Below are 16093 nucleotides of genomic sequence, written 5' to 3' on the forward strand. Positions count from 1 at the left end.
CGCGACATGATCACCGCGATCGTCATGATTGCCGTCGAGGCCGACAAGATCCCCGAGGTAGCGGCGGCCATCGCAGATCTCGACGGCGTCAGCGAGGTCTACTCGGTCGCCGGCGACGTCGATCTCGTCGCCATCGTGCGGGTCCGCGAGTTCGAGGCCATCGCCGACGTCATCGCCGGGCGACTGTCGAAGGTCGAGGGCGTGGTGCACACCGACACCCACATCGCGTTCCGGGCGTACTCCAAGCACGACCTCGACGCCACGTTCTCCCTCGGCATCGAGTAATCGCCCGCGACCCGATACGCGACTAACGGTCGAGCTTCTGCAGCCAGCGGTTGTAGGCCTCGCGCGCGCCGTCATCGTCGTCGAGCGGTTCGGCGCTGTCGGCCGAGCCGGTGTGCGTGCTGAACGTGGCCCGCCGGGCCTGCTCCAGCCAACCCTGCTCAACCGGGGCGGTGTCAACGCGACGCAGCCAGCCGATGACCAGCCCGATCATGATCGCGGCCATGATCGCGTCCCCGCCGAACCACATGATCGCCCCGCCGGTGCGGGTGTCGGACAGCGCACTGACGTCCAGCAGCGACGGCGCGAGCGCGACCGCATGGGTGCCCTGCATGAGCACGATGCCGGTGAAGGTGTCGACGGCCATGGCGATGGCGAGCAGCAGCCACCGAGCCGGCGAGGCCAACCGCCACCGGAGCGGCTCGTCGCCGACCACGAGCGCGAAGAACCAGCAGCCGGCCAACACGTAGACCAGGTGCTCGACCTGACCGGCCCAGGTATTGCGCATGATCGTGTCCATCAGCCCCGTCAGGTGGCTGCCGACGATCACTGCGGCGTAGGCGGCCAGGGCAACGGGCGGGGCGAAGAACACGGACAGGACGCGACCCTGCAGCACCCGCTCGATGCGCGCTCTGCGGGCCGGCGGGGAGGCCAGCAGCAGCAGGCGCAGCGGGCGTCCCCACATGATCAGCGCGGGCGCGACCATGACGAGCGCCAGGTGCCCGGCCATGTGCGCGGTGAACAGCACCTGGTCGTAGACGGCGATGCTGCCGCAGGTGGCGATGACGCAGACGCTGAGACCGGCCAGGAACGACATGGTTCGACGCAGCGGCCACGCCTGCTCGGGGCTGCGGACCCCCGCCAGGCCGACCCCGGTGAGGTACGCCGCGGCGGCCAGCACCAGGACGGCCAGGGCCACGGAGTCGAGCTGCCAGGAGGTGAACAGGTGCTCGCTGAGCGGGCCGAGCGGCCCACGCGAGCCGGCGCGGGTCAGCGCCTGGGCGGAGTGGCTGTGCTCACCGCTCATCGACATATGGTCCATAGCCCGGCCCGAGCCCAGGTAGTGCCAGACGGCGGTCCCCAGGACGGCGATCCCGAGCGCCGCGACCGTCCACGCCAGCACGACCAACCGCGGCACGCGCGGGTTCGTAGCGGTCATGATTCCAGTATCCGCCGCACACCCTGGCTCGCCGCCACCCACCTCTGCAGCAACTCTTGGGCGGCCCCGGTGTCGACCGCTTCGGCGGCGAACTGCAGGCCGCGAACCAGTGCGCCGTACAACGGGCCGGCGGCCAGGCCGTCGTGGGCTGCGATGGCCGCTGCGGCGTTGAGCAGGACGACGTCCCGGACGCCGCCTGGCTTGCCGGCAAGGAGGTCCCGCACGACGGCGGCATTGAACACGCGATCCCCGCCGCGCAGCTCGCCGGCCGCCACCGGAGTGATGCCCAGCGTCGTCGGGTCGATCGAGGTCTCGGTCACTACGCCGCTCGACGCCACCCACACCGACGTCGTCGTCGTGGTGGTGATCTCGTCCAGGCCGTCGTCGCCCCGAAAGACGAGGGCGCTGTCACCGCGCGCGGCCAGCACCTGGGCCATGACCGGCGCCATCCGCCGGTCGGCGCAGCCGATCGCCGACGCGGCCACGCGCGCCGGGTTGGTAAGGGGGCCGAGGAAGTTGAACGCGGTCGGGACGCCGAGCTCGCGACGTGCCGCGCCGGCGTGCCGCATCCCGGCGTGGAAGACGGGTGCGAAGCAGAACCCGATCCCGACCTCGTCGACCGTGCGCGCCACCCCGGCCGGCGGCAGGTCGATCGCGACGCCGAGCTCCTCGAGGACATCGGCGGTGCCGCAGGCCGACGACGCCGCACGGCCGCCGTGCTTCACCACCCGCCGACCCGTGCCGGCCACCACCAGTGCGGCCATCGTCGAGATGTTGACGGTGTGTGCGCGGTCTGCGCCGGTGCCCACGATGTCGACGCTGGGCCCCTCGATCAGCAGCGGTGCGGCGCGGTCCAGCATCGTACGGACCAGTCCGGACAGCTCGCCCGGCGTCTCACCCTTGGCGCGCAGCAGCACTGCGAACGCGGCGAGCTGGGCCTGCGTGGCGTTGCCGGCCATCACCTCGTCCATGGCCCACGCCGTGTCGGCCGCGGCGAGCTCCTCGCCGGCCATCAAGGCAGTGAGGACGCCTGGCCAGGTGCGCTCGACACCGCTTGTGGAGTTGTCGCCGGCGCCGGAAGACACCGCCGCTACCGGACGACCGGGATGCCCGTATGGCGCCGACGCAGCTGCTCGGCGACCACCGCAGCGCTCTCGACCGGGTCGATCGGGGTGTTGATGACGGCGTCGGCGAGCGACCACGACGCCAGCCAGCCGTCCTGCCGGCGCGCGATGAGCACCACGATCGCCGGGCAGTCCTGCAACTCGTACTTGAACTGGCGGGCCAGGCCCATGCCGCCGGTGGGCTGGGCCTCACCGTCGAGGATGGCGACGTCTACGCCGCCCTCGTCCAGCTGCTCGATGACCTGGGCGTTCGTCTCGCACTCGATCCAGTCGATGCGCCCGGTGTCGGGTGCCGGGCGCCGGCCCACCGCGCTGCGCACCGTGGCCCGCACCTCGGCGTGGTTGCTGTACACGAGAACCGTCACGCGCTCCGGCACTGTCGCCATAGATCCGTCCTCGTTCCAGCCGCTCGTTCCGGGGTCGAACCCTGATCGTATCGGCGCGGTCTCGCAGCACCCCACTGCCACCTTCGTGCCACCTCGGGCCACCTGCGAGCACGCTGCAACACCCCCCACCCCGGACGCCGAAGTCGCTCTTCAAGGGTTCATACTTCTGAGGTGACCTCGACCGCCACAGCAGCAAACTTCGAGTCCAGCAGGGTGCACTCGCTGACGCGTCCGAACGTGGTCAGCGTCGGCACCATCGTCTGGCTGTCGAGCGAGCTGATGTTCTTCGCCGGCCTGTTCGCGATGTACTTCACTGTCCGGTCCGTGCACGCCACGGACTGGCCGATGCACCTGCCCGACGGCGAACCCATCAAGCTGAGCGTGGCCTACGCGCTGCCGTTCACGGTGATACTCGTCGCCTCGAGCTTCACCTGCCAGTGGGGTGTGTTCGCGGCCGAGAAGGGCGACGTCTACAAGCTGCGTCGCTGGTTCATCCTGACGTTCTTCCTGGGTCTTATCTTCGTGCTCGGGCAGGCCAACGAGTACCGGATGCAGTACGCCGACGGCAACACCATCAAGGCCACCGGATACGGCTCCGTCTTCTTCCTCGCGACCGGCTTCCACGGCCTGCACGTCATCGGTGGCCTCATCGCGTTCATCCTGTTCCTGATCCGGACCGCCCTGGGCAAGTTCACACCCGCCCAGGCCACCGCGGCGATCGTCGTGTCGTACTACTGGCATTTCGTCGACGTCGTGTGGGTCGGGCTGTTCGCGGTGATCTACCTCATCCAATGAGCGCCGTACTCGCGCCGAGGCGCAGCCTGGGCTTGTGGACGCCGGGGACATCGACGGAAGGACAGTTGTGAACGACGACATTGAGGCCGGCGAGCTGGACGCTGCCGAGCTCGGCTTCGAGCCGGCTGTCTCGGCCACCGGCGCCCCCACCGCCAGGACCAGCGGCGCGACAGCTCGCGCAACCCGGTCACCACGCCGTCGCCGACGCGCACGCTCGGGTGGCGGCCTGCGGCGTCGCCTGGGCGCCGCAGCCGTCCTGATCGCCGCGCTCTGCGCGATGGGTGGCTCCTACGCGATGTTTGCCGCGTCCTCGGGCGCCGCGGGCACTGGGTCGAGCACGGCGGACATCGAGGCGGGCCGCCAGCTCTACCAGGTCGGCTGCATAACCTGCCATGGCGCCAACCTCGACGGCGTCAAGGGCAACGGGCCCTCGATCATCGGCTCCGGCAGCGCGTCGGTCTACTTCCAGGTCTCCACCGGCCGCATGCCCCTGGCTCGCCAGGGGGCGTATGCGCCGCGCAAGGAAGCGAAGTACAACGAAACGCAGACCGAGCAGCTCGGCGCCTACATCCAGTCCGTCGGCGGCGGCCCCACCGTTCCGGTGGGCAAGCTCGAGTCCTCGTCGGCGCAGATCGGCAAGGGCGGGGAGCTGTTCCGGCTCAACTGCGCGTCCTGCCACGGCGCAACCTTCCACGGCGCCCCGCTGTCGGGCGGCAAGATCGCACCGTCGCTGCTGGACGCGAACGACAAGCAGATCTACACCGCGATGCTGTCCGGGCCCGAGAACATGCCGGTGTTCAGCGACAACACCATCACCCCGGCCCAGAAGAAGCAGATCATCGGCTACATCCAGACGCTGAAGGCGTCGCAGGACCCAGGCGGCAACGGCATCGCCCGCATCGGCCCGGTGTCCGAAGCCATCGTGATCTGGGTGGGCGGGGTCGGCGCGCTGATGATCTCGATCCTCTGGATTGGAGCACGCGCGCGATGAGCGACGCTTGCGGAGCGAACAGTGTGATCTCGGCGGCGAAGCCGCCTATCGGGGCGAGGACGGACCCGAGCGCAGCGAGTGGTCCAGAGGAGTCCCGATGAGCGACGCTTGCGGAGCGAACAGTGTGATCTCGGCGGCGAAGCCGCCTATCGGGGCGAGGACGGACCCGAGCGCAGCGAGTGGTCCAGAGGAGTCCCGATGAGCACGACTCACGAGCCGCACACGACGGCAGGTTCGCATGTGCAGCCGCCTGAGCCGCTGACCGCGGACGAGCTGCGGGAGATGTCCACCGAGGACGCGATGCTTGCCGGCACCGAGGCCGACGGCGTCCACATCGTCCACCGGCGCAACCGCTTCCCGGTCCCCGGAACGAAGGCCGAGAAGCGCGTCGAGCGGGCCGTCGCCCTGACCTTCTTGATCTCCGCGCTGGGCGGTGTGGGCTTCATCGTCGCGTTCGTTGCGCTGCCGTACCGCTGGCACCTGCCCGGAACGCCGCAGAACTTCCGCTTCTACACACCGGCGCTCGGTGCGCTGCTCGCGATCATGCTGATCTTCATGGGCGTGGGCCTCGTGCTGTGGGCCAAGTGGCTCATGCCCGAGGAGGAGGCGGTCCAGGACCGCCACGACGACCCCACCACCGAGCAGGACAAGCTAATGATCGAGGCCACGCTGCTCAGCGGCCTCGAGGACACCGGCCTGCCCCGGCGCGGCCTGATCCTCAAGACGCTCGGTCTGGCCGGTGGCGCGATGCTCACCGTGCCCCTGGTCGCCCTCGTCGGCGGGATGATCAAGAACCCCGGCAACAAGTTCTTCCACACCCAGTTCCGTCCGAACAAGAAGCTGTTCCCGCCGAACGGGCACGTGCCGATCGTCGACGTCGACTTCCGGCGCATCGGGCCCGACGACCTCGAGCCCGGCGGCCTGCTGACCGTGTTCCCCGGCATCCACGAGGACGACTCCGACGGGTTCAACGGCGTCACCGACGCCGCCTCTCCGACGTTGTTGATCCGCTTGCACCCGGGTCAGAAGGTCCAGGCCCGTAAGGGCCAGGCCGGGTTCGGTTGGCCGACAGCCAACCCCGAGTACGTCGCGTTCTCCAAGATCTGCACGCACGCTGGTTGCCCGGCCTCGCTGTACGAGCAGCAGACCTCCCGGCTGCTGTGCCCGTGCCACCAATCGCAGTTCGAGGTGCTCAAGGACGCCAAGCCAGTTTTCGGTCCGGCATCTCGCAGCCTTCCCAAGCTCCCACTTGGCGTGGAAATGGGGGACGATGGACGTCAGTACTTCGTCGCCCTCGACGACTATCACGAAGCGATCGGTCCCGCCTTCTGGAACCGGCCGTGAGCACCACTTCACACCAGGCCCCAACCCAGCGAGCCGCCAGTAATGACTGCGTGTCTGTGAGGACATCATGACCGCCACCAGATCACCGGTAGCCCGGCGCTCCAACGAGCCGCGAACGCCGCAGGGCAAGGCCGGCAAGTTCATGGACGACCGGCTGACCATGGCCGGGCCCATGCGCAAGCAGCTGAACAAGGTCTTCCCGGACCACTGGTCGTTCATGATGGGCGAGATCGCGCTGTACTCGTTCGTCATCCTGTTGCTGAGCGGCACATACCTGACGTTCTTCTACGACCCGTCCATGGCAGAGGTCGTCTACCACGGCCGATACGTCCCGCTGCGCGACATCACCATGTCCCGTGCCTATGCCTCGACGCTCGACATCACGTTCGACGTACGCGGCGGCCTGATCGTCCGCCAGATCCACCACTGGGCCGCGCTGATGTTCCTGGCCGCGATGATGGTGCACATGTTCCGGGTGTTCTTCACCGGGGCGTTCCGCAAGCCGCGTGAGCTGAACTGGCTGATCGGTATCGGGCTGCTCGCACTCGGCATCATCGAGGGTTTCGCCGGCTACTCACTGCCCGACGACCTGCTGTCCGGTACGGGCCTGCGTATCGCCGACGCGATCATGCTGTCGATCCCGGTCATCGGCACCTGGGTGTCGTTCCTGCTCTTCGGCGGGCCCTTCCCCGGTCACGAGATCATCGGCCGGCTCTACATCGCCCACGTCCTGCTGATCCCGGCCATCCTGGCCGCGTTGATCGGTGCCCACCTCGCACTCGTCGTGCGCCAGAAGCACACCCAGTTCGCCGGTCACGGGCACACCGAGGACACCGTCAGCGGCGAGCGGGTGTTCCCCGTCTACGCGGCCAAGGCCGGCGGTTTCTTCTTCGTCGTCTTCGGCATCACCTGTGCACTCGGCGGTCTGGCACAGATCAACCCGGTGTGGTTGTTCGGCCCGTATGAGGCGTCCCAGGTGTCTTCGGGTTCACAGCCCGACTGGTACATGGGCTTCCTGGACGGTTCGACGCGACTGTTCCCGTCCTGGGAGATCCGCAACTTCGGGTACACGATCCCGGCCGTGTTCTGGCCGACGGTGGTGCTGCCGGGCATCTTGTTCACGCTCGCGGCTGCGTACCCGTTCATCGAGGCCAAGATGACAGGTGACAAGGCCCGGCACCACCTGCTGCAGCGCCCCCGTGACGTTCCGGTTCGCACCGGCCTGGGCTGCATGGCCATTGCGTTCTACGTGGTCCTATATCTGTCAGGCTCGAACGACATCATCGCCAAGGCGTTCGACATCTCGCTGAACGCCATGACGTGGGCCGGCCGCATCGGCCTGCTCGTCATCCCGCCGCTGGCTTACCTGTTCGCCTACCGGATCTGCCTGGGCCTGCAGCGCCACGACCGCGAGGTGCTCGAGCACGGCATCGAGACCGGGATCATCAAGGTCCTGCCGACCGGTGAGTTCATCGAGGTTCACCAGCCCCTGGGGCCGGTCGACGAACACGGTCACGGCCAGCTGTCCTACAGCGGCACCCCGGTGCCCAAGCGGATGAGCCAGGTCGGCGGTGCCTCGCCATTGCGGCACATCCGCGGGTTCCTCTACCCCGTCAAGGAGAAGCCCGAGATCCAGGCCGCTATCGACGCGATCGAGGCTGCCGAGCTGGCAAGGCTCCAGGGCGAAGACCGCAAACAGCTCACCGACTGACGCAGCACGCACGGTCGACCGGGGCCGCGACCAGTTACGGGGTCGCGGCCCCGATGTCGTTTCGCCGTGCGTCCATCGAGGGATGGGTCGAGTGGTGAGTTACGCGTCGAGTGGTGCGCTATAACCCACCACTCGCCCGATAACCCACCACTCGACCGACGGGGTCGACGGGATCGCGCCCGGGCACCCGGCCTGCGGCCACGACGTGACACCAGCGCAGCGGTCGTCGGCCGTCGAGTGGTGCGTTACGCATCGAGTGGTGCGTTATAACCCACCACTCGCCTGATAACGCACCACTCGACGGGTGCACCGCGGGCACCGGAGAGATGGCGCCGGGGAGGGCGGGAGTGGTCGATCAGCCGTGGTTGGGCGGGTCGAGCAGGCCTCGGGCACCGCCGAGGTAGTACTCGAACAGCAGACCGCCAACGGTGAACAGGATCGTCATGACGCCAACGATCACCAGCCAGAGCTGCGCGAAGGCGAGCCCCACGCCGGTCAGGGCCGCGGAACCAGCGACCGCGACTGGCCAGTAGGAGCCCGGGCTGAAGAAGCCCAGGTCACCGGCCATCTCGGCGATCTCGGCGTCGGCACGGTCCTCAGGACGAGGATCAATACGCCGGGACACGAAGTAGAAGAACGAACCCGGGATGCCCAGCAATCCGCCGGACAGGATCAGGGCCGCGACGCCGACGACCTCGACGTGGCCCTGGTACAGGTCACTCCAGACTCCGTAGGCGATGGCAGCGAGCCAGCAGAAGATGGCAACCCCGAGAAAGATCCTGGCTTCGGACTTCATGTCAGTTGTCGACCTCCTGGCCCTTCTTCGAGGGCCCGCGGTACGTGCGGTCGGTGTTGAACGGATGCGTGCTCGTGGCGTAGGGGCTCATCCCGGCCGCGGCGAGCGCCTTGGACTGGCGGGCAGGATCGATGGGGCCGATCTTCTGCAAAGCGGCCAGGTAGGTCGTGTACGTCTGCATCGACACCACGCGGACCTCGAAGTTCATCTGCGAGTGGTAGGTGCCGCACAGCTCAGCACACCGGCCGACGAAGTTGCCCTTCTTCGTCGCGGTGATCTCGAACTGGTTGTCACGAGTCGTCCCGGTGGTGCCGTACGGAATCACGTCACGCTTGAACAGGAACTCCGGCACCCAGAACGAGTGGATCACATCTTCGGAGTGCTCGATGAAGCGCACGGTGCGGTTCTCGGGGATGACGAGGACGGGAATCTCGTCCTGTGACCCGACGGTGGACAGGTTCAGCGGTCCCGCAGCGGCGTTCTGCGCAGTGCCGCTGGCCCCGCAGGAGTACGAGCTGTTGCCCGCTGCCTCGTCGCACCTCTCGGGGGGTACGACGTTGTCGCGCGCCTTCGTGTTGCCGGCGTTGTCGGCGACGTCCTGCTGGCCCGGGTACACCGTGTTGCGCCTGGTGCCGTCGGCGGCGAGGTAGGACAGGTACTCGAACTGCCAATTCCACTTGAACGCATCCACCTGGACGATGACGTCGGGATTCTTCGTCAACTTGTTGACGTAGTCCTCGACCACGACGGTGCGGTAGAACAGGCCGGCGATGACGATGAACGGGAACGTGAAGCAGACGATCTCGACGGCGAAGTTGTACTTGGTCTGGCGCGGCAGCTCGTCACTCTTCTTGCGATACCGCAAGCAGGCCCAGAAGATGAGCCCCCACACCACGACGCCGAGGGCGAGCGCGGTGACGCCCGTCCACGTCCACAGCACGCGCATCCGGGTGGCCTGCTTGGTGACTCCCGTGGGCCAGCCGAAGCGCAGATTGCGCTCCCACTGCTGCGCCGAACAGCCCGACAACGTCAGGGTCAGCAACGCCAGCAGACCGGCCACCCGAACGGTCTTCATCCGGGCGAGTGGGCGACCCCAAGGCTTACGCGACACCTGTGAACCACCCTTCGTACACCCACGTCCGAGCACTAGGCCGAGGGTACTTGACCTCTCCCCGACCACCGGCTCGGGGTGGGCACCGGGATACTGGTCGGCGTGTGTGGACTGATCGGTTTCGTATCGGCTGATGGCGCCGCGGCACGCGCTGTTCCCGGAGTGGAGACGGCGCTGCGCGACATGCGTCACCGCGGCCCCGACGAAGGCGGTGTTTGGCACGACGCCGACGTGGCGATCGGTTTCCGTCGCCTCGCTTTCATCGACCTCGACCACTCTCACCAGCCGCTGCCCTGGCTCGGCGGCCGGTACCAGTTGATCTTCAACGGCGAGATCTACAACTATCTCGAGCTGCGTGAGCGGCTCACCCGCGACTTCGGCGCCACGTTCAAGACCGAAGGCGACGGCGAAGCCATCGTGGCCGGTTACCACTACCTCGGCGAGAAGTTCGTGCGCGAGCTGCGGGGCATGTTCGCCTTCCTCATCTGGGACACCCGCGACAAGGTGCTTTTCGGTGCTCGCGACTGGTTCGGGATCAAGCCGCTGTACACGATGAGCGACGCCCGGGGCACGTTCTTCGCCAGCGAGAAGAAGTCGCTGCTCGACCTGGCCAGCGTCGAGGAGCGGCAGGCGGTCGATCACACCGCGGTGCAGCACTACCTCACCCTGCAATACGTCCCGGAACCGGCGTCCATGCACACCGCGATCCGCCGCGTCGAGTCCGGCACGCACTTCACCCTGCGACCCGGCGAACCGATGCGTTCGCACCGCTACTTCCATCCGGACTTCGAGATCCGTGCGGTACCCGAGCCCGACAAGCTCTACCGCCGCATCGCCGAGGCCCTCGAGGACTCCGTCGAGAAGCACATGCGCGCCGATCCCGACGTCACCGTCGGTTCGTTCCTGTCCGGCGGCATCGATTCAACCGCGGTTGCGGCACTGGCCAAGCGGCACAAGCCCGACCTGCTCACCTTCACTACCGGTTTCGAGCGAGAAGGCTTCAGCGAGATCGACGTTGCGGCCGAGTCGGCGGCCGCGATCGGCGTCGAGCACATCACCAAGGTCGTCACGGCCGAGGAGATGATGGAGACGCTGCCGCTGATCGTCTGGTACCTCGACGACCCGGTGGCCGACCCCGCGCTCGTCCCGCTGTATTTCATCGCCCGCGAGGCCCGCAAACGGGTCAAGGCGGTGCTGTCCGGTGAGGGTGCCGATGAGCTGTTCGGCGGTTACACGATCTACCGGGAGCCGATCTCGCTACACGGGTTCTCCTACCTCCCGGCGCCGGCCAGACGTGGCCTCGGCAAGCTCTCGACCCGCATCCCCGAGGGCCGGCGCGGCAAGGACCTGCTGCGCCGCGGCGCGATCGGCATCGAGGAGCGCTACTACGGCAACGCGCGGATCTTTCGGCCCGACGAGATGCAGGGCCTGTTCCCTGGTTACCAGCCCGACGTCTCCTACATGGACGTCACCGGCCCCCTCTACGACCGCACCACGCACCTGGACGACTCGACACGGATGCAGTACGTCGACCTGTTCACCTGGCTGCGAGGCGACATCCTGGTCAAGGCCGACAAGATGACGATGGCCAACTCCCTCGAGCTGCGGGTGCCGTTCCTGGACACCGAGGTGTATGCCGTCGCCTCGTCGATACCCACGGACCTGAAGCTGACCAAGGAGACGACGAAGTACGCGCTGCGCCGCGCCCTCGAGCTGATCGTCCCGGCGCACGTGATCAACCGACCGAAGCTCGGTTTCCCGGTGCCGATCCGGCATTGGCTCAAGGACGTCATGTACGAGTGGGCACGCGCGATCATCACCGACTCGCAGGCCGACGAGCTCGTCGACCGCGACGCCGCACTCCGCCTGCTCGAGGCCCATCGCGAGGGCCCGCACGACTACTCACGCAAGATCTGGACGCTGCTCGTGTTGTTGATCTGGCACGGGATCTTCGTGGAGGGACGCATTGTGATCACGCCGCCCGAGCCGGTGTACCCGGTGCGTCTGTAGTCGCTACTCCCCCGTGTCCCCGGTGGTCAGTTCGACGACGACGTCGAGCTGGCCCAGATGGCGGGCGTACTCCTGCAGGACGTGCAGGAGCACCCGCTCGAGCGTTGCTGGTGCGCCGCCGTCCCAGCGCGGCCCGGGGGCGCCGATGTCGTGCAGGTGCGCTGCCGTCACGATGTCGCGCGTGCGCTCACCCTGACTGAGCAGAGCAGCGAGCACACCATCACCTGACATGCCGATCGGGACGACCCACTGTCCGTCCGGGGCGTCACCCCACGGGTCATCGACCGGCTCGCCGACGAAGCCCCAGACCAGCCAGCGCCGCTCCATGTAGCGCAGATGGACGGCCAGCTGCAGCGGCGTCCAACCGGACGGCAGCACGCTGGCGACCTGCGCGTGAGCCGGCAGGGAGCGGATCTTCTCGGTCACGCACCCGCGGAAGTAGTCGAGGTAGCGCAGGAGCACGTCGGCCCGATCGCCGGGCACGGTGGGCTCGGGGAAGTCCATTGCGGCGTCAGGCGAGGTGGGGCAGCACCTCGGCCGCGCAGTCGTCGCCGTAGGACTCAGCCAGGCGGGCGGCGAACTCGTCCTTGACGACGGTGTACTCCTGCGTGCCGAGCGTCTCGAGCACCATGGTCGCCAGCAGGCTGCCGACCTCGGCCGAACGCTCCCAGGACAGACCCCACTCGCGGGCGGTGAGCAGGCCGCCGCGAAAGGCGTCGCCGACGCCGGTGGGGTCGGCCTTGCTGCGCTCCTTCGCGACCGGGGTGTGCACGGTGCCGAAATCGCCCACGATCTCGACGCCCCTTGAGCCGAGCGTGGTCACGCGGACGTTCACCTGGGCGTCGATCTCGGCGGTGCTCAGTCCGGTCTTGGACTCCAGCAGCTCGCGCTCGTAGTCGTTGGTAAACAGCAGATCGGCACCCTCGATCAGCTGCTTGAGCTGGTCGCCGTCCATCCGGGTGACCTGCTGCGACGGGTCCGCGACGAATCGCAGGTCCTTGTCGCGGCACTCTTCGCTGTGCTTGACCATTGCCGCCGGGTCGTAGGCGCTGATCACGACGAGGTCGGCGCCGGTGGCGTCCCAGATCGGGCTGATCTCGATCTCGCCCGAGTCGGACATCGCACCTGCGTAGAACGACCCGATCTGGTTCATCTCGGTGTCGGTGGTGCACACGAAGCGCGCGGTGTGCTTCGTCGGCGAGACGTAGACGTGCCCGCAGTCCACGCCGTGCGTCTCGAGGAACTCGCGGTACTCAGCGAAGTCCTCCCCGACAGCGCCGACGAGCACCGGTGAGCCACCGAGCTGCGCCATGGCATAGCAGATGTTCGGCGCCACACCGCCGCGCTTGATGGTCAGCTCGTCGACGAGGAACGACAAGGACACCTTGTGCAGGTGATCGGCAAGCAGCTGATCGGCGAACCGTCCCGGGAAGTGCATGAGGTGATCGGACGCGATGGACCCCGCAACAAGAACCGGCATTACCGCACCCTAACCGAGCAGGTGGGACTCAGCCGCAGAAGCTGTTCCCGCACGCGCAGCCGCCACCGGCGTTGGGGTTATCGATGGTGAAGCCCTGCTGCTCGATGGTGTCGGTGAAGTCGACGGTGGCGCCGCCCAGGTAGGGGGCGCTCATCCGGTCGACGACGACCGGGACACCGTGCGGCGCGAGCTCGACGTCCCCGTCGAGAACCCGCTCGTCGAAGAACAGCTGGTACTGCATGCCCGAGCAACCACCCGGCTGCACGGCGATGCGCAGGCGCAGGTCGTCACGGCCCTCGGCCTCGAGCAGGCTGCGGACCTTACCCGCGGCTGCATCGGTGAGAGCGACATCATTTGACGCCTCAACTGCGACGTCTGCTGCGGTGCTGAGCTCGACAGTGGTCTCGGTGCTGGTCATATGACGCTCCTCTAAGAACGCGGGAGGTAGGTGCTGCTCGCGTATCGCGGTTCTCCTGGCAACCGGCGCGTGCCGATCGTCATTCCCCATCGTAACGAACTCCGGCGCACGTTTCGGGTTACACCGGGCACAGGAGACCCTAGCGGACCACAGTTAGTCTGTTCGGGTGAAGCTTTCCCGCCGTGGCGCCACCGCCCTCACCGTGACCGACACCGACGTCGAGCAGGACACCGCCGGGATCGACTTCCACAAGCCTGCCAAAGGCCGTCCCACCCCGAAGCGACGTGACGCCCAGGGCCGCAAGGGCCCGGTGACCGCGCCGAAGACCCGTAAAGAGGCCTACGCCCGGCAGAAGCAGCTCACAAAGGAGCAACGCGCAGCGCAAAAGGCGGGCACGGCGCCGACGAAGGCCCGCTCGGCCGCCGAGCAGCGGGCGGCGCTCAAACGCGGCGATCCCGACGCCCTTCCTCGTCGAGACCAGGGCAAGACCCGCAAGCTCGCGCGCGACTACGTCGACTCGACGCGCATGCTCAGCAATTACATGCTTCTGCTGTTCCCGCTGTTCATCCTGACCACGGTCGTGCCGCAGCTGCGCCTGCTCGAACTGGCCGTTATCGTGATCTTCCTGGGCCTGGTCGGCGAGTGGTTCATCGTGGGTCGCCGGTTGCGGGCCCTGGCGCTCGAACGCTTCGGCGAGGCAGACGGCACCAACATGGGCATCGGCTTCTACATGGGCTCGCGGGCCTACATGCCGCGTAAGTGGCGCCTGCCCGCCCCACAGGTGCAGCGCGGCGACACGTTCTAGGGTGCTCACATGATCACGAGCACCATGCAGGACGATTTCCAGCTCACGACCACCGCGATCCTGCAGCACGGCGCGCAGGTGTACCCCGACAGCGAGGTCGTCACCTGGACGGGCGGCGGCGCCCGGCGCGCCACGTTCACCGAGATCGCGGCCAACGCCAATCGCTTCGCCGCCGCGCTCACCGAGCTGGGCGTCCAACCAGGGGACGCCATCGGCACCTTCTGCTGGAACACCGCCGAGCACGTCGAGGCCTACTACGCCATCCCGGGCATGGGCGCGGTCGTGCACACCCTCAACATCCGGCTCACGGCAGAGCAGGTCGCGCAGATCGTCGAGCACGCCGGCGACCGGATGATCATCGTCGACGATTCCCTCGTGCCGCTGCTGGCTGCCGTTGCCCCGCAGCTGTCGAGCGTCGAGGCATACATCGTGGTGGGCCAGGCCGACACCTCAGCCCTCGAAAACCACGCCACAGTCCACCGCTACGCCGACCTGCTGGCGGCGCAGGAGCCGACGTTCGACTGGCCCGACATCGACGAGAAGTCGGCCGCGGCCATGTGTTACACCAGCGGCACGACGGGCGACCCGAAGGGCGTCGTCTACTCGCACCGCTCGACGTACCTGCATGCGTTGGCCACGCTCGCCGCTGGCGTCACGGGCTTCACCGAGGCCGATCGCATCCTGACCTTTGTGCCGATGTTCCACGTCAATGCATGGGGAATCCCGTTCGGCGCCTTCCTCGGCGGCTCGACGCTGCACCTGCCGGCGCAGTTCATGACGCCCGATCAGGTATGCGCGTTCATCGCGGCCGAGCGCTCGACGGTCGCCTCGGCGGTGCCGACCATCTGGGGCGGCATCATGCAGTACGGCCGCGAGCACGAGATCGACCTGTCGTCGCTGCGGATGGGCACCTCCGGCGGCGCTGCGATCCCCCGCTCGCTGATGGCGGGTTTCGAGCAGACCTACGGCGTGCGCATCATCCAGGGCTGGGGCATGACCGAGACCTCCCCGGTGGCCGGCATGGCCTGGCCGCCGCCCGAGGTCGAACCAGGCGCTCCCGACGAGCTGGACTGGCGGCTCAAGTCGGGGCGCGTCGTGCCCGGCGTGCAGATGCGCATCGTCTCCGAAGACGGCGACGTGCTGCCGTGGGACGGCACAGCGGTCGGCGAGATCGAGGTCCGCGGGCCGTGGATCACCGGCTCGTACCACGCCACCGACGTCCCCGAGAAGTTCGACGACGGCTGGCTGCGCACCGGCGACATCGGCACCATCGACCACCGCGGCTTCTTCCTGATCACCGACCGCAGCAAGGACGTGATCAAGTCCGGCGGCGAGTGGATCTCCTCCGTCGAGCTCGAGAACCTGCTGGCCGCGAGCCCCGACGTCGCCGAGGCGGCGGTCATTGGCATCCCGGACGAGAAGTGGACAGAGCGTCCGCTCGCGGCCGTCGTGCTGCGCTCGGGCGCCGCCGCCTCCCCCGAACAGCTCGCGCACTTCCTCGACGGCAAGGTCGCGGCGTGGCAGATCCCCGAAAACTGGACGTTCATCGACGAGGTGCCCAAGACGACGGTCGGCAAGTTCGACAAGAAGGTGCTGCGCTCGCAGTTCGCCGACGGCGAGCTCAAGGTCGAACGCAGCCGCTGAGCCGGCTCCCCTCTTGCTGATCAACAGCGCCGAAACG

The 16093-nt window shown here is 67.7% G+C and carries 16 protein-coding genes; 8 read left to right on the top strand and 8 right to left on the bottom strand.

Annotated features, from left to right (window positions below):
* The first annotated feature begins 6 nt into the window (after positions 1-6).
* A complete protein-coding gene (locus ACFFC4_RS04765; protein WP_375498300.1) occupies positions 7-285 on the top strand; it encodes an Lrp/AsnC family transcriptional regulator in 279 nt (92 codons plus the stop codon).
* Between the two features lie 22 nt (positions 286-307).
* Here ACFFC4_RS04765 and ACFFC4_RS04770 read toward each other — a convergent pair whose 3' ends face one another.
* From ACFFC4_RS04770 to ACFFC4_RS04780, 3 genes are read right to left on the bottom strand one after another with little or no spacing between them, the layout of a single operon-like run.
* On the bottom strand, positions 308-1441 hold the full coding sequence (locus ACFFC4_RS04770) for a cytochrome c oxidase assembly protein (protein ID WP_375498302.1): 1134 nt from the start codon (positions 1439-1441) through the stop codon (positions 308-310).
* Positions 1438-2526 carry an anthranilate phosphoribosyltransferase gene (gene trpD, locus ACFFC4_RS04775; protein ID WP_375498304.1) on the bottom strand — a complete coding sequence of 363 codons (1089 nt, stop codon included), beginning with the start codon at positions 2524-2526 and terminating at the stop codon, positions 1438-1440. The genes ACFFC4_RS04770 and trpD overlap by 4 nt, the downstream gene beginning before the upstream one ends.
* Positions 2527-2531: 5 nt before the next feature.
* Complete coding sequence (locus ACFFC4_RS04780; protein ID WP_375498306.1) at positions 2532-2951, bottom strand: hypothetical protein; 420 nt, start codon at positions 2949-2951, stop codon at positions 2532-2534.
* 171 nt (positions 2952-3122) lie between these two features.
* Here ACFFC4_RS04780 and ACFFC4_RS04785 point away from each other — a divergent pair, with 171 nt between their 5' ends.
* The 4 genes from ACFFC4_RS04785 (at position 3123) to ACFFC4_RS04800 (ending at position 7792) form a co-directional block, all read left to right on the top strand.
* The gene (locus tag ACFFC4_RS04785; protein ID WP_375498308.1) at positions 3123-3746 is read left to right on the top strand and encodes a heme-copper oxidase subunit III; all 624 of its coding nucleotides are present in this window, start codon (positions 3123-3125) and stop codon (positions 3744-3746) included.
* Between the two features lie 94 nt (positions 3747-3840).
* Complete coding sequence (locus ACFFC4_RS04790; protein WP_375498617.1) at positions 3841-4737, top strand: c-type cytochrome; 897 nt, start codon at positions 3841-3843, stop codon at positions 4735-4737.
* A 198-nt stretch (positions 4738-4935) separates the two neighbouring features.
* A complete protein-coding gene (locus ACFFC4_RS04795; RefSeq protein ID WP_375498310.1) occupies positions 4936-6081 on the top strand; it encodes a ubiquinol-cytochrome c reductase iron-sulfur subunit in 1146 nt (381 codons plus the stop codon).
* A 67-nt stretch (positions 6082-6148) separates the two neighbouring features.
* Entirely contained in the window at positions 6149-7792 is a 1644-nt protein-coding gene (locus ACFFC4_RS04800; protein WP_375498312.1) for a cytochrome bc complex cytochrome b subunit, read from the top strand.
* 355 nt (positions 7793-8147) lie between these two features.
* Here ACFFC4_RS04800 and ACFFC4_RS04805 read toward each other — a convergent pair whose 3' ends face one another.
* Complete coding sequence (locus ACFFC4_RS04805) at positions 8148-8588, bottom strand: cytochrome c oxidase subunit 4 (protein WP_375498314.1); 441 nt, start codon at positions 8586-8588, stop codon at positions 8148-8150.
* A gap of 1 nt (position 8589) precedes the next feature.
* On the bottom strand, positions 8590-9699 hold the full coding sequence (locus ACFFC4_RS04810; protein ID WP_375498316.1) for a cytochrome c oxidase subunit II: 1110 nt from the start codon (positions 9697-9699) through the stop codon (positions 8590-8592).
* 102 nt (positions 9700-9801) lie between these two features.
* Between ACFFC4_RS04810 and asnB the strand changes: the two genes are divergently transcribed.
* Complete coding sequence (gene asnB, locus ACFFC4_RS04815) at positions 9802-11709, top strand: asparagine synthase (glutamine-hydrolyzing) (RefSeq protein WP_375498318.1); 1908 nt, start codon at positions 9802-9804, stop codon at positions 11707-11709.
* 3 nt (positions 11710-11712) lie between these two features.
* Here asnB and ACFFC4_RS04820 read toward each other — a convergent pair whose 3' ends face one another.
* From ACFFC4_RS04820 to erpA, 3 genes are read right to left on the bottom strand one after another with little or no spacing between them, the layout of a single operon-like run.
* Complete coding sequence (locus ACFFC4_RS04820; RefSeq protein WP_375498320.1) at positions 11713-12213, bottom strand: DUF664 domain-containing protein; 501 nt, start codon at positions 12211-12213, stop codon at positions 11713-11715.
* A gap of 7 nt (positions 12214-12220) precedes the next feature.
* The gene (locus tag ACFFC4_RS04825) at positions 12221-13189 is read right to left on the bottom strand and encodes a carbohydrate kinase family protein (protein WP_375498322.1); all 969 of its coding nucleotides are present in this window, start codon (positions 13187-13189) and stop codon (positions 12221-12223) included.
* A 28-nt stretch (positions 13190-13217) separates the two neighbouring features.
* Positions 13218-13607: an iron-sulfur cluster insertion protein ErpA gene (gene erpA / locus ACFFC4_RS04830; protein ID WP_375498324.1), complete on the bottom strand. Its 390-nt coding sequence runs from the start codon at positions 13605-13607 to the stop codon at positions 13218-13220.
* Positions 13608-13773: 166 nt separating this feature from the next.
* Here erpA and ACFFC4_RS04835 point away from each other — a divergent pair, with 166 nt between their 5' ends.
* Together ACFFC4_RS04835 and ACFFC4_RS04840 are read left to right on the top strand one after the other, a co-directional pair.
* Positions 13774-14412: a DUF3043 domain-containing protein gene (locus ACFFC4_RS04835; RefSeq protein ID WP_375498326.1), complete on the top strand. Its 639-nt coding sequence runs from the start codon at positions 13774-13776 to the stop codon at positions 14410-14412.
* Positions 14413-14424: 12 nt separating this feature from the next.
* The gene (locus ACFFC4_RS04840) at positions 14425-16056 is read left to right on the top strand and encodes a long-chain fatty acid--CoA ligase (RefSeq protein WP_375498619.1); all 1632 of its coding nucleotides are present in this window, start codon (positions 14425-14427) and stop codon (positions 16054-16056) included.
* The last annotated feature ends 37 nt before the right edge of the window (positions 16057-16093 follow it).

It is taken from the genome of uncultured Jatrophihabitans sp. (assembly GCF_964244045.1).
GTDB lineage: Bacteria > Actinomycetota > Actinomycetes > Mycobacteriales > Jatrophihabitantaceae > Jatrophihabitans.